This window comes from Roseibium sp. SCP14, from assembly GCF_040329475.1.
Taxonomy (GTDB): domain Bacteria; phylum Pseudomonadota; class Alphaproteobacteria; order Rhizobiales; family Stappiaceae; genus Roseibium.
On the sequence record NZ_JBDZYH010000002.1, the window covers coordinates 676,057 to 690,151 of the forward strand.

General features: G+C 57.6%; 12 protein-coding genes. 5 read left to right on the forward strand and 7 right to left on the reverse strand.

Going from position 1 to position 14,095, the window contains the following annotated elements; all coding sequences use genetic code 11:
• Positions 1-3: 3 nt before the first annotated feature.
• From ABLQ08_RS10370 to ABLQ08_RS10380, 3 genes are read right to left on the reverse strand one after another with little or no spacing between them, the layout of a single operon-like run.
• Positions 4-1,146, reverse strand: a complete 1,143-nt coding sequence (locus tag ABLQ08_RS10370; RefSeq protein ID WP_417714912.1) for a FecCD family ABC transporter permease — start codon at positions 1,144-1,146, stop codon at positions 4-6.
• Complete coding sequence (locus ABLQ08_RS10375) at positions 1,146-2,042, reverse strand: heme/hemin ABC transporter substrate-binding protein (protein ID WP_352941494.1); 897 nt, start codon at positions 2,040-2,042, stop codon at positions 1,146-1,148. Before ABLQ08_RS10375 ends, ABLQ08_RS10370 begins: the two co-directional genes overlap by 1 nt.
• Positions 2,039-3,127 (reverse strand): hemin-degrading factor, encoded by a 1,089-nt coding sequence (locus ABLQ08_RS10380; RefSeq protein WP_352941496.1) that lies wholly within the window; start codon positions 3,125-3,127, stop codon positions 2,039-2,041. The genes ABLQ08_RS10375 and ABLQ08_RS10380 overlap by 4 nt, the downstream gene beginning before the upstream one ends.
• 253 nt (positions 3,128-3,380) lie before the next feature.
• Here ABLQ08_RS10380 and ABLQ08_RS10385 point away from each other — a divergent pair, with 253 nt between their 5' ends.
• Complete coding sequence (locus tag ABLQ08_RS10385) at positions 3,381-5,531, forward strand: TonB-dependent hemoglobin/transferrin/lactoferrin family receptor (RefSeq protein WP_352941498.1); 2,151 nt, start codon at positions 3,381-3,383, stop codon at positions 5,529-5,531.
• 119 nt (positions 5,532-5,650) lie between these two features.
• Here ABLQ08_RS10385 and ABLQ08_RS10390 read toward each other — a convergent pair whose 3' ends face one another.
• The 4 genes from ABLQ08_RS10390 to ABLQ08_RS10405 form a co-directional block, all read right to left on the reverse strand.
• Complete coding sequence (locus ABLQ08_RS10390; RefSeq protein WP_352941499.1) at positions 5,651-6,028, reverse strand: iron chaperone; 378 nt, start codon at positions 6,026-6,028, stop codon at positions 5,651-5,653.
• A 102-nt stretch (positions 6,029-6,130) separates the two neighbouring features.
• Complete coding sequence (locus tag ABLQ08_RS10395; RefSeq protein ID WP_352941502.1) at positions 6,131-7,201, reverse strand: ABC transporter substrate-binding protein; 1,071 nt, start codon at positions 7,199-7,201, stop codon at positions 6,131-6,133.
• Entirely contained in the window at positions 7,198-8,595 is a 1,398-nt protein-coding gene (locus ABLQ08_RS10400) for a sensor histidine kinase N-terminal domain-containing protein (protein ID WP_352941504.1), read from the reverse strand. The genes ABLQ08_RS10395 and ABLQ08_RS10400 overlap by 4 nt, the downstream gene beginning before the upstream one ends.
• Positions 8,588-9,259 carry a response regulator transcription factor gene (locus tag ABLQ08_RS10405; RefSeq protein ID WP_352941507.1) on the reverse strand — a complete coding sequence of 224 codons (672 nt, stop codon included), beginning with the start codon at positions 9,257-9,259 and terminating at the stop codon, positions 8,588-8,590. The genes ABLQ08_RS10400 and ABLQ08_RS10405 overlap by 8 nt, the downstream gene beginning before the upstream one ends.
• Positions 9,260-9,445: 186 nt before the next feature.
• Between ABLQ08_RS10405 and ABLQ08_RS10410 the strand changes: the two genes are divergently transcribed.
• The 4 genes from ABLQ08_RS10410 (at position 9,446) to ABLQ08_RS10425 (ending at position 13,971) form a co-directional block, all read left to right on the forward strand.
• A complete protein-coding gene (locus ABLQ08_RS10410) occupies positions 9,446-10,435 on the forward strand; it encodes a Bug family tripartite tricarboxylate transporter substrate binding protein (protein ID WP_352941509.1) in 990 nt (329 codons plus the stop codon).
• A gap of 113 nt (positions 10,436-10,548) precedes the next feature.
• Entirely contained in the window at positions 10,549-10,980 is a 432-nt protein-coding gene (locus tag ABLQ08_RS10415; RefSeq protein ID WP_352941511.1) for a tripartite tricarboxylate transporter TctB family protein, read from the forward strand.
• A 12-nt stretch (positions 10,981-10,992) separates the two neighbouring features.
• Positions 10,993-12,534 carry a tripartite tricarboxylate transporter permease gene (locus ABLQ08_RS10420; protein ID WP_352941512.1) on the forward strand — a complete coding sequence of 514 codons (1,542 nt, stop codon included), beginning with the start codon at positions 10,993-10,995 and terminating at the stop codon, positions 12,532-12,534.
• A gap of 552 nt (positions 12,535-13,086) precedes the next feature.
• Entirely contained in the window at positions 13,087-13,971 is an 885-nt protein-coding gene (locus ABLQ08_RS10425; protein WP_352941514.1) for a hypothetical protein, read from the forward strand.
• Positions 13,972-14,095 lie beyond the last annotated feature (124 nt).

Consider the following 14,095-nt stretch of genomic DNA (forward strand, 5'->3'; position numbering starts at 1 on the left):
TCCCTAAAGACCGGTCAAGCCGCGTCTACGCAACAGGATCCAGAGAAAGAAGGGCGCACCGGCAAAGGCGGTTATGATCCCGATGGGCAATTCCGCAGGTGCGACAATGGTCCGGCTGAGCGTATCTGCCGCAATCAAAAGGATTGCGCCGAGCAATGCCGCGGCCGGCAAAAGGTACCGGTGGTCCGGGCCTATGGTCAGGCGCAGAAGATGCGGCACGACAATGCCGACAAATCCGATCCCACCGCTCACAGCCACTGACGCCCCTGTGGCTGCGGCAACCATCAGAATGCTGATGTTCTTCAGACGCTGGACCCTGACACCGAGATGTGATGCCGCCGCCTCCCCCAATGTCAGTCCGTTAAGCCCACGCGCCAGAAAGGGAACGCTCACCAGCATCAACACGATGATGGGCGCAGCGGACAAGACCTTTTCCCAATTGGCACCTGCCAGAGACCCCAGCCCCCAGAATTGCAGATCGCGCAATTCCTGGTCATCTGCCACATAAACCAGAACGCCGGTCATTGCTCCGGTCAGGGCGCCCAGGGCGATTCCCGCCAGCAGCAGAGTGGCGACTGATGTGATCCCGCCGCGCGTTCCGATCCGATATAGCAGAAGCGTCGTGATGAGGCCGCCAGCGAAAGCCGCAATGGGAACGGCATAGATCCCGAGTACCGCAACAACGGGACCGAGCACCGTGTTTCCAAGGACGATGAACGCTGCAGCTCCAAGACCGGCTCCTGCCGACACGCCAACAATACCCGGATCCGCCAACGGGTTGCGAAAGAGCCCCTGCATCACCGCGCCCGAAACCGCAAGCGCGGCCCCGACCAGGGCACCGAGGACGACGCGGGGCAGACGAATGTCCATGACGACCACCCAATCGCGAAGTGAAACGCCTGCCGGCGCTCCTTCGATCTGCGTGAACAGACGCGCCGCGATTTTCGGAAGAATGTCGAACACGGGTATGGCAATCGGTCCGATGGCCAGGCTGCCAAGCATGGTGGCACCAGTAGCAAGGACCAGAACCACAATCACCGTTCGGGCAAGCTGTTCCCGGTTTCCATTCCTTGCCTCGGCAATCCCGAACCAACTTCCGGTTCTCGTTTTGCGCACTGGTATCGCTGCTTCGCTCATGCGCCGTATCAGCTCCGCAGATCCGTAAGCTGTTTTGACAGGTCACGTATGGCATCTGCAGTGCGCGGGCCGAACCCCAGCAGATATTGGCCACCCATGACAATGACCCGCTTGTTCTGGCCCGCCGGCGTCTGTGCCAGCGCCGGATGATTGAAGACTTCCTGCGCCGCGACATCGTGATTTGGTCCGCGTTGCATCATCAGGACGACATCGGGTGCAGCGCTCAAAATGGCTTCGTCGCTCAACTGCTTGTAGCCGGAGAAGTCGGACACGGCGTTCTGCGCGCCTGCAAGATCAATGATGCCGTGGGCGGCCGTGTCGGTTCCGGACGCCATGATACGCCCGCCCCTTGCCATGAGAACAAAGAGCACCCGCAATTCGGTCGAATTGCTTTCCGCCTGCTTTCTTGCATCCTCCAGGTCGGCGCTCAGCTGATCGGCCAGATCTTCTGCCTTGTCCGGCACGCCCAGAGCATCGCCGACAGCCCGGACTTTTTTCAGGATGTCTTCTTCAGTGAAACCTTCCGGAATATCGGCAATCGCCACGCCGGACTTCTTTAGAACGTCAACCGATTCTTGTGGTCCGCTGCCTTCAAGCATCAGGATCAGGTCCGGATCCACCGACATGACCCCTTCCGGCGACAGCGCCCGGATGTAACCAACATCGGGGAGTTCCGCCGCTTCCTCCGGAAAGTTGCTTGTCGTGTCCCGGGCGACGAGACGCTCCTCCTCACCAAGCGCGAAGACAATTTCCGTCACGGCGCCACCCACGGCAACGATGCGGTTGGCAGCGTTGGAGGCTGTTCCCTCGGCGAAAAGAGGCTTGCTGGGTGCCACAAACGCGGCAACCGTCAAGGCACAGGCTGCAAGAACGCTGCAGGGTCTTGAAAAAATCCGGGATCTCATTCCGCTGCTCCCAGGACAATCGAGCGTTCGAGGCGAGGCAGGTTTTCAGCAAGACCTCGCCAATCTGATCGCTCTGCATTGCCTTCACCTCGCACACCAAAAAACTGAATGATCTGTTCGCCATCGCTGTTAAAGGCTTCCACCGAAGTCACGTGGCCGATATCGGCCGGCTTACGCACTGCCCAGACTTCGTAGATGTGATCGGTTCTGAGATGCAGATGGAAGTTGGGGTCCATGACGTTGATCCAAGGGCCCTTGTCCATCACCGTTTCAACGGGACCGGAGTGAATCTGGATGCATCCCCGGTTGCCGACAAAACACATGATTGGAATCTTCTCCAGAGCCGCCAGCCTGAGCAAGGCCGGCACCGCTCCCGTGTCCAAAGGCCAGGCCCAGGCATCACCGGCAAGCTCAAAGGCGCTGACCCGGTCTATGTCGAGGTCTCTCAAGAGGCCATGGAACTGGTGCGGATCGGTCATGGCCTGCCATCGTTCTCGCAACACTTCATCCACCCCTTCCGCGGGAAGCTTGCGGGAAAAGGGATCGGCAGGTGTCAACTCGGGCAGGACATCGGGCGTCTGGTTGTCCAGCTTGAGCTTACCGACCAACTCGTTCCACGCGGCAAGGTCTGTGTCTGCACGCGCATGAATTTTCTGAACCGCATCGCCGTGGGCATCGAAAAACTGAAGGGACCGGCGCACATCATTGCCGTCCGCCTTTTCAACTGCAAATCCGTAAACCCAATTGGTTGGGAACATGCGCGTGTCGATCTGGCCTCCCAACATCAAGGCAGCGCCTCTTCCGTTGATGAACCTTTCAAACGGACCGACTTTTTCATGCACAGCGCTCTCGTTTCGAGTGAGCGCCATGACTTCGCCAACCCCTTGAAGGCCGGGAAACAGGTCTTCAAACCGAGGCTCTATCCGGTGAACGCCCTGACCGACAAAACTCGCGACGAATTCTGCTTCGCTGATGCCCAGAACTTGAGCCAGATCCCGTTCCCGCATCTTGGGATTTTGAGCTCGTGCTTCGCGAATTTCCACGGCGCTCGGTTTTGTTTCAGAAGAATTCTGATCGACGGTCATCGGCCCGGCCTTCACTAATTGACTTCACTTGTCGCAAGTTGAGTTTGCACCACACATCTAACACTCTGATATGTATGGATATTTTTGAACTCTTCTAAAGAAGAAGAAATCACTCGAACCCGCAATCTAATACTTGACTCTTATATTCATGTTTTTTATTGACCGCAATACCTGAGTCATTGATTCATGTTTAAAAAATGCTGATCGAGGGGCAGCAAGACGGACGCGTCAACGCGCACTCTTGGAGAATTTAATGGGGCTCAATAAAACCAATCGCACCCGGCTCATGGGTGGTGTCGCCCTTTGGGTATTGGCTTTTAACGGTGAGGCAATCGCACAGGATACAACGGCCGAGACACCGGCATCCGAAACACCGGAGACGGTCGTGGAAGAGTCCTCGACAGGCGAAATTGTCACGAAATTGCAGCGCATCGTGATCGGCAGCGGCGTCGACAAGGTGGCAATCGATACACCGCAGGCCGTTACGGTTCTCGATCAGGAAGCCATTGACGACGAACAGGCAATGACAATCGGTGATTTGTTCAGGGAAGTTCCCGGTGTAACAGTCATCGGCAGTGACCGGGCGGCAGGCCAGTCCTTCAATATTCGCGGCATCGGCGATCTTGGTTCTGCGGACGAATCCAAAATCATCGTAACCGTCGACGGAGCGAACAAGTTTTATGAACAATATCGCGTCGGTTCGTTTTTCTCCGATCCGGATCTCTACAAGCAGGTTGAAATTCTTCGAGGTCCAGCTTCCTCAACGCTTTACGGTTCCGGTGCAATCGGCGGTGTGATCAACTTCACCACCAAAGACCCGAGCGATTTCCTGCAGGATGGCGAAACGGTCGCCGTCAACGTCAAGGGTATGTACGATTCCAACAAGGACGGTTTCATGACCTCCGGAACGGTGGCCGGCCGGATCAACGAACGAACCGAAGTACTCCTGAACGGCATCTACAGACGCTCTGACGACTACGAGACCGGCGACGGTACAACGGTCTCTGGGTCAGCCTTCGATTCCTTTTCAGGCCTGGCCAAAATCGTGCACCATTTTGGTGAAAACGAAGAGCAATCCGTCCGCCTCTCCTATCAACGCTGGCAAAGCACGGCGGACGATACCGACTACTCACAAACGGGTACGTTTGACGCTTTTGGCACGATCGATCGTGATATTACCGACCAGACGGTCGTTTTCCGGTATGACAATCCAGCTTCCGGCAATCCGCTTCTCGATCTCAGCGTGAACTTGTCCTATTCGGACACGACCATCAACCAGGAAGACTCTTCAAACGCCTCTTCCAGCTCGCAATTATATGACGACACCGAATACGCCTACCGTACCTGGCAGGGAAAAATCGAAAACACCTTCGAGCATTCCGGCGGAAGTTTCGAAAATTTCCTGACCATCGGTACGCAGGCATCCTACCAGACGCGTGTAGCGGATGCCGACAGTGGTGCAATTGGCTTCCACCCCGAAGGCACCGACATGAAATTCGGTTTCTTCGCGCAAAACGAGTTCATCTGGAATGACAGACTGACCATCATTCCCGGCACACGTGTCGATTTCATCAACCTGTCGCCGGACAGCTCCGTCTCCGGTGCATCCGATCAATTTGAGGTCGCCTTCTCACCCAAACTCGCGGCACTCTACAAGATCAACGACACAATTTCTGTCTTCGGGTCCGTCGCGCACACAGAACGTGCGCCGACCCTGGACGAAATGTTCTCAACAGCAGGAACATGTACGCCCGGCCCACGATGCAGCTATCCCGGCGGCCGCTCGGCAAGCCTGAACCTGGAAAAAGAACAGTCGAACGCTGTGGAAGCGGGTTTTTCCCTTTCATTCTGGGACATTCTTCAGGAACAGGACGGGCTCCAGTTCAAGACAACTGCATTCTACAACGACCTGAAAGATCTGATCTCCAGCAATCCGGACACCGGCCAGAGCACGGCAGTGCCCTACTACGTCAACATCGACGAAGCTGAGATCTGGGGCATTGAAGTAGAGGCAGCCTATAACTCCAGATACGTCTTCAGCACGCTGGCATACAGCCTGGTGCGTGGCATCGACAAGGAGACCGGGGACACATTGAACTCAATTCCGGCCGATACGCTCGCCATGACAATCGGTGGCCGTCTTCCCGAACAGGACATCGAGTTCGGCTGGCGTGGACTGTTTGCTACCGGCATTGAAACAGGTTCCGGAACGGGACCGTTCCCGGGTTATGGCGTTCACGATGTCTTCGCCAACTGGAAACCGCAGGAAGGCATGCTCGCCGGTTACGAGTTACGTGCCTCGGTCGAGAATGTCTTCGACAAGGATTACCAGAATAATCTCGCAGGTGATCCGGCTCGTGGCCGGACGTTCAAGCTGACCATGAACAAACAGTTCAGCTGGTAAGGTGTCCGCTTGAACATGCCCGCCGCCTGTCCCCGCGGGCGGCGGGTTGTCCGCAGGACCATCCTCTGTCGAAGGCTGGAGCAAGCGACCTGAAGCGCTTGTTCCCTCTGGTGTTCCCGTCAGCACCCCATTTTCTCCCCGGCCTTCCACAGCTGGTAGGCCCGGTCGATGAATTCCCCGACCCTGCCTTCATCGACCTGTTTCGTCTTTGTGAAACGGACACACCCCTTGCCGAGGTTTAGGCCGCTCAACAATTCACCGGCCGGGTCGATCCTGGAGATGTTTCCGACATAAAGACTTACGTAGCCGCTTTGGGCGTTCAGGTGAAAGGCGAAAGTGGTGCCATCTCCATAGCCGAGCATCTTGTAGTGGATGCTCTCTTTCAACTCCGGCGCGACGGATATGATCAGGTCCCGCAGTTCCAGCAGCTTTGAACGCCGCCAGTCGCTATCGAGCTGGTCGAGATAGTCCTCTGGGGTCTTGGCGTCATACTGCATTTCCGAAATCCTTCATCCCACGCTCTTCGTTCCAATCCCACTGGCCTGAACGGAAAGGTCAACGGCAATGCGATAGTCGCACAGACCCATACGGTGACCTTATCACGGTCCTGGAAAGGTCGAACGCCAACGCCTCAGAAAGGTCTCGCGGGTCAGCGCATCGAGTGCGACCATGAGTGAAGGAGACAAGCCAATCGGCCGGAGTGCTGTCGGGCTCAGCGCTTCGCCTTCATTACCGTCTTCCGATTCCAAAAGCGGGCTGATCAGCAAGGCGTTTCGAAGCGCGAACGTCCCCTGCGGCGAGAGCAGAAAGTCCAGAAACTCCTTCGCTCCATCCATGTCTTCCGCCTGTTTCGGGATCATCAGCGCCCTGGAAAGGACGAGCGTATAGTCCGAAGGCAGAACAATCCCGATGCGGTCGTCGGTCTGCTGGTATCCTTGTGCATACGACCCCAGAACATTGTAGGCGATCAGATAGTTGCCTTCGGCGACATTTCTGATGATGTCCGCAGAGCAGCAGGTCGAAATCGCCTGTGTTCTGCCAAAGGACTCCTGCAGGGCGCCGAAGGTGGACGCTTCCTGGGAATCGGAAAACGCAAAGAGATAGCCGAGACCGGACTCTTCAATGTCATAGGTTGCGATGCGCCCAGCATAAGGCGAATTGGACGGTCTCAGAAGATCGAGCAGATCGAAACGTGTTTTCGGAATGTCCCGGTCGGGCACCAGCTCGCGATTATAGACCATCACCGCGGGTTCCCGGGTGATCCCCCATAGCTCGTCGCGCCAGTTGAGGGCGGCCGGCAGCTGCTCCGTCAACCGCGACCGATAGGACGCGGCGCACGCTTCATTCACAAGCTGCACCATCTGGTGAACGCCGGAGCTGATTACAATGTCGGCGCCCGGTTTGTTTTCACGACATTCCTCCCGTGTCAGCCGGTAGAGCTCGTTGGATCCCCATTGCTCATATCGAAAACGAATATCGGGCCTGGTGCTCAGGAAAGTTTCCACCACTGGTCCGAACACGGCAATGTCGGTGGTTGAGCGCAGCACCAGTTCTTCCTGGGCCGTTTCAGAACCGAAAATCTCAACCATTTCCTGCGCAGTCGCTGCACCACCGGAAGCCAGGAAGAGCAGTCCGGAAATCAGGGACAGGATTCTGTCAGGCCTGCTCATTTGAACGTCTCCCCGGCCCCTGAAAACACCAGAGCCGCCCTGAACCGGCCGGTGCCGGTCTTTTTCAGCACGAGTTCGCCGCCAAAGGAAACGGCAACGGAATGCGCAATCGCGATACCGAGCCCAGAGCCGGCCTTACGGGACAGATTGTCCTTGTTGAACCGCCCTCCGAGTTCGGAGAGAACCTCCTCACCTGGCCCCGACCCCGCATCTTCCACCCAGATCGCCGCTGCGCCTCCGTCCTGTGACGCTCCGATCCGCACGGGCGACCGGCCATAGCGAAGCGCATTGTTCAGGAGGTTCTTCAAGGCCTCCTCCAATGACGGCACATCCGCCAGCACCGTGACAGGCTCATCACCAATATCGAGCATGACGTCGGCTTCCGGATTGAGAACCGTATGGTCACCGCTCTCAAATACGTCGAGGGCAATATCGCGCAGGTCCACCAACTCCCGGCGTGCGCTGTCGCCCCGGTGGATGACGAGCGCCTGACTGAGCATCTGGTCGAGCAGCCGTCCGAGGCTGGCGGAGCGCGTCTGGATGCGTTCGACGATCTTTTCCTTGCGGCCGATATCCGGCTCGTCCGTGAAAAGATCCGCCTGGGCCCTCAACGCCGCCACCGGCGTCCGCAGCTGATGCGCAGTGTCGGAGATCAGGTGACGCATGGAGTTCATCTGCCGGTCGAGCCGCGCCATGAACCCGTTAAGCGCGTTGATCATGGCAGCGGTTTCCTTGGGAACGCTCGTGTCAACAGGGGTCAGGTCATGCGGGTCGCGCGCCGAAAGGCCACCCGCAATCTTTTCCAGCGGTCTCAACACGGACCTGACGACAACGACGGCAAGCAGGATCATCGCCAGGCCGGAAGCAGCCAGAACGTAGAGCGCCTTGCGCGTTATGTCATAAGCCATGGAGTTGCGTGCCTGCAGGGTTTGCCCGACAACCACCTTGACGGTGCCGTTCAAAGTGCGTTCCGCAAAGCGCCGGGAGACGACAGCGTAGCGTGCGGGTTCGTCGAAAAAACGGCTGTCGAAAAACCCTTCATCGATCTCCCGCCGCCCTTCGGGCAGGGTAATTTCTTCGTACCCGGTCAGAGTTTCACCGTCAGGTCCGATGATCCGATAGCCGATCCTGTCATCCGGCGCAAAAGCGAGAAGTTCGAAGGCTGAAACGGGCAACTCGATGACCGGACGGCCATCCTGCACGGTGATCGCCGAGGCAATGTCGTTCGCTGCTCCCAGCAGCAACCTGTCATAGGCAGTTCGGGCAGCCTCCCGGCCATAGGCAAATGCGGCAATCGAAACGATGACACCACCAATCATCAACAGCAGCGCGATCCCGAGTGCAACACGGGCCGTGAGAGATGTGTTCGCCAGCCTGCGAATGAACTCAGTCATCAACTTCCAGCTTGTAGCCAAGCCCTCTTTGCGTTTCGATCCTGATTGTACAGCCGGAAAGCTTCTTGCGCAGGCGGGCGATGTAAAGTTCCAGCGCGTTCATGCTGACATCCGTGTCCTGAAAGCTGAACACGCCTTCGAAGAGCCTCTCCTTGCTGACGGTCTTGCCTCGATTGCGGATCAGCAGTTCCAGGAGCGAAAACTCCCGGCGTGTCAGGTTGATCGGGCTGTCGCCCTGTCTGGCGACCCGCGCAGAGGCATTGAACGTCAGATTTCCCAGCTTCAGCTCTTCGGCCTTGTCGCTCTGTTCCCGGCGGAACAATGCCCGGATGCGCGCTTCGAGCTCCCGGTGATCGAACGGTTTCACAAGATAATCATCGGCACCCGAATTCAACGACGACACACGGTCATCGACCGAAAACTCAGCGGTCAGCATCAGGACCGGCGTGCGATCTGCACGGGAGCGCATCTCCTTCAAGAGCTCGGTTCCCAGTCCGTCGGGCAGGTTGATGTCCAGAACGATAACGTCGTAACGCTGAACCTCCAGGCAGGCGCGTGCCTGCTCCAGCGTTTTGGCCAAATCACAAGCAATGCCCGACCGCTCAAGCCGGATCATGATCGCTTCGGCCATGTCAAAGGTGTCTTCAACGAGCAAAAGGCGCACAGATTTAGTCCTCCCGCATAAACTCTTGCCCCGGCTTTTTCCCGCATGCAAGCGACCTGACACCTGGTGACAGGTTGGTGACAGGGTTTCGCGCTAGGCTGAAGTCACATCCGTTGGGAGGGCCAGCAAGCTGGGCCAACGGATACCAAGGCCAGAAAAAGCCTGATCATGTGGAGGAAACAAATCATGGCATTCAAATCGACCCGCCTGCTTTTGGCGGCAGCACTGCTTGGTGCGTCCGCGTTTGGCGTATCAGCAGCGGACTTCAAGCCGGAAAATCCCGAGTGTATCGCTCCGGCAAACCCGGGCGGTGGCTGGGACTTTACCTGCCGCCAGGTTGGCAAGTCTCTTCAGGACCTCAAGCTGCTCGACAAGACCATGCAGGTGGTCAACCTTGCCGGTGGCGGCGGCGGCGTTGCCTTTGCTGAAGTCGTCAACAAGCGCGACAGCGACAATGACCTGATCGTGGCGGCGTCTTCTGCAACCGCGACCCGTCTTGCCCAGGGTGCCTATCCGGGCAACACCATGGACCAGGTGCGCTGGCTCGCATCAATCGGCGCCGACTACGGTGTAATTGCCGTTGCAGCTGACAGCCCCATCAACACGCTTCCCGAACTGCTTGACCAGATCAAGACCGATCCGGCTTCCGTCTCCGTCGCCGGTGGTTCCGCGGTCGGTGGCTGGGATCACCTCAAGGTCCTGATCGCAGCCAATGCTTACGGTATCGATGACGTTCGCTCGGTCAAATACATCGCCTTCGATGGTGGCGGAGAAGCTGTTACCCAGCTGCTTGCCGGATCCGTTCAGGCCTTTACCGGTGACATTTCCGAAGCAAAGGGCTTCGTCGACAGCGGCGACATCAAGGTGATCGCCGTACTGGCTCCAGAGCGTCTGCCGGGTGAGTTTGCCGACTTCCCGACGGCAAAGGAACAGGGCGTTGACGCCATCGGCGCGAACTGGCGCGGCTTCTACGCTCCGGGCAAGATGTCCGACGATGCCTATAATGCGTGGGTCGGCAAGATCTCCGATCTTTATGCAAGCGATGAGTGGAAGGGCGTCATGGCCGCCAACGGCCTGGCACCGCTCGACCTGCAGGGCGAAGAGTTCCAGCAGTTCGTGGCCGAGTCGGTCGCGCAGATCCAGCAGATCTCCAAAGAGATCGGCATCATCAAGTAAATCTGCCAAGTCCGGAATTGGGGGCACCAACGGTGTGCCCCCAGTTTCTTATCTGAAGACACGTTATCAAGCGGTCTCCTGATCAAGAGCCGACCGCTTGCTGGAAGGTATCCATGAGCGACCGCATCTTTGGGGTGGTCGGGCTTCTCCTCGCACTCGGATATGCCTGGGCTGCTCTTGTCATCGAAGAAAGCTTTCTCTCCGACGCCGTCGGCCCGAAAGCCTTTCCCCTGATCATCGCAACAGTTCTCGGACTGTCATCCCTCGTCATCATTATCAAGCCGGACAAGGCTCCGGAATGGCCGTCTTTCATGCGCTTCATGGAAGTGGGAGCCGCCATTGTGGTGATGATCCTTTACGCGATCTACCTGCCTGAAATCGGCTTCGTGATCGCAACCGCACTTGCCGCCACCTACCTGACCTGGCGTCTCGGCACCCGGCCTCTGTCATCAGTGGTCTCCGGCTGTCTGACATCCGTCGGCATCTACGCGGTGTTCCACCTCGTCCTCGGCCTTTCGCTGGCCAAGGGTCCCCTGGGATTTTAACGGAGCAACCCCATGGAAACTCTTGCATCTCTGGCCGACGGCTTCGCAATCGCCCTGACCTGGCAGAACCTGCTGCTTGCGCTGCTCGGCTGCTTTCTCGGCACCATGATGGGCGCCCTGCCCGGCCTTGGACCGTCAAACGGTGTCGCGATCCTGATCCCCTTGGCCTTCACGCTCGGCCTCGGGGCAACCCCATCCCTGATCCTGCTGACCTCGGTCTACTATGGCGCGATGTATGGCGGACGTATCTCGTCGATCCTCCTGAACATCCCGGGCGACGAACCCGCCATGATGACCTGCCTCGACGGCTATCCCATGGCCAAGAACGGACGAGCGGGTGAAGCCCTGTCGCTTTCCGGGGTCGCCTCGTTTGTCGGTGCGTTTCTCGCAACCTGGGGCCTGATCCTTCTGGCTCCGCAGCTGGTCAAGATCGCGCTGCTCTTCGGTCCTGCAGAATATTTCGCCCTCTTCACTCTGGCCTTCGCCACGCTTGGAGGTGTCGCCTCGACCAATCAGGCGAAAACCGCCTTCGCAGCGGCCATCGGCATCGGTCTTGCCACCGTCGGGGTCGACACCCAGACCGGTGTACCGCGTTTTACCTTCGGCGAAGTGCACCTTTACGACGGCATCGACTTCCTGGTCGCGATCGTCGGCCTGTTCGCCCTGTCGGAAGTGTTCCTGTTCCTTGAACATCGCCACGGCAAATCAGATGCCAGCGGTCACAAGGTTTCCGTCGGCCGGATGATGCCAAGCTTCTCCTTGTTGAAGTCCTGCACGCCGACCATGCTGCGCACAAGCTTCCTCGGCTTTATCGCAGGCGTTCTGCCCGGTGCGGGTGCGTCTCTCGGGTCCTTCATTTCCTACACCATGGAAAAGAAACTGGTCGACAAGGAGAACACCTTCGGAACCGGTGACCCTCGCGGGGTCGCAGCACCTGAAGCTGGCAACAATGCTGCCGCAGGCGGAGCTCTGGTGCCGATGCTGGCGCTCGGTGTCCCGGGGTCCGGTACCACAGCTGTTCTTCTGGCGGTCCTGCTCGCGCTCAACATCACGCCGGGTCCGTTGCTGTTCACCCAGCAACCGGACGTGGTCTGGGGCCTGATCGCGGCGCTGTTCATCGCCAACTTCATGCTGCTTGCCATGAACATTCCGATGATCGGCCTGTTCACCCGCGTTCTGCTGGTGCCGCCGCGCATTCTCATGCCGATTGTGGCGATGGTCAGCTTCGTCGGGATCTACGGTATTTCCGGTTCCTCGTTCGATCTCCTGGTGATGATCGGCTTTGGTGTCGCCGGCTGGATCCTGCGCAAACTGGATGTGCCGCTGGTACCGATCATTCTGGGCACGCTGCTTGGCAACGCCATGGAGAACAATCTCCGCCGTGCGATCACAATCAGCAATGGCGACTGGTGGACACTGGTCGACAGCCCGCTCTCCATCACGCTCTGGGCGCTGGCGGCCATCGGTTTCGTCCTGCCGATCATCTTCGGCAAGGTCCTCAAGACCCGCATGCGTCACATGGCAAAGGATGAAGAAGGTGCGGTGATCGACTGATCGCACTCTGAACTCAAGAAGAAATGCGAAACGCCCTCTTCTAACGGAGAGGGCGTCAGACTGCTGACAAAGTCTCGGCAATTTTGTCGTCATTCCGGCCAAGCGCAGCGAGAGCCGGAATCGGAGAGCCACAGGTCTTTGGATCTTATCGAGTTTCAATCCGACCGCTTAGAGCCCACCGGTCCCGGCTCGTCGCTCCGCTCCGTCCGGGACGACGATTTCAAGGGTTTGTCATCAAACTCACGCCCTCTTCTAACGGAGAGGGCGTTTTGTCTCATTCAGCAAGTCCTGCTGATGCCTGCTTTGCGCCCCATATCGGACATGTGTCCGTTTTCCCCTCGCTCCCGAACGCTGATCTACACCGCAGACGGATTGAATTCACAAGTTGCGCGTGGAATGCCCGTTCATTGTGGGTCGGATGAAGATCTTATGTGCCGGTCTCTCCAAACCTCTTCAGGGGCGCTATCTGGGGCGCTTTTTCAGGTACGCTTTTTTGAAAGGCGGGGAGTTACCGACAATGCGCAGATGACATATATTGGTCTGGAAGAATGAGTGACCAGACAGAGACCGGAGACTGATGTGTCGCCAAGCAAGGGCCGCGTTGAGAGACTGATTGATACGATAGGCGCAGAGTTCCAGTCTCATCTCATCGACTTGTGGAACACCTCCACAGTCTTTGATATTCAGGACGGCGCCGTTCAAAAGATGATCTCACGCGAAGCACCATTTGGTGTCATCGGGATCAAGATCCTGATGCGCAATCCGGGGGACACAGATCGTCTTTTTGAGCACCAATGGAATTTCAGCATCGGGATCACCGGATGTGAATTCAAGCTTTTGGATGTCGATTACCAGAACGACGTTTGGATCGGTGATGCCAATTCCGCCGAATTCGCCGGGCACGAACACATTGCCTTCAAATCGGTTGAACACATGATTGCCTTTCTTGGCGACGATTTCGGCGTCGGAAAAGTCTTCATCGAAAAAATTGGTGCTCTCTGCCCCAGCCTGCTTGAAAAGCCACCACTGTTCTTTCGACTGCCGCGCAGGGCGCCACCCGCCTATAGATTTACAGAAGCCCCCCGGGCCATTCGCGAGGAGATGGGCCTTTCACCTGATGACGGCATGGTTCTGATTGAGGCGATGATCAAGGAACACGGGATTGACCCGTACAAGATCCTTCTGTCCTTCCAGTCTGATGAAAACTTCTGGCTGGTTGATCTCCCCGAAGCGCTTGTCGACCGTTACCAGCATGGCCTGATTGATCCGAGCCTTGGTGAACACCATTCAAATCTTGAGGTTGGGGTATCCATTACAGCAGAGGCTCTGAGGAACAGGGTCCGGCAGAAGTCAAACAGCGCTGAGCGCGATAACGGCGTCTTTTTCTCCATGTCCGGAAGCGGTTCTGCGTCAGGTTATTTGAACAAATTGAATTGATTTTACGTTGGCCGGGGGCCTCTTTTTTGCCGCGAGAAAGCGCGCAACTCCTGACAGTCTCCTCTCTCACTCCAAACCGACCTTCGCTGCGAGTGTACTGAACGGCAACTTCGCCCCCCCCCAA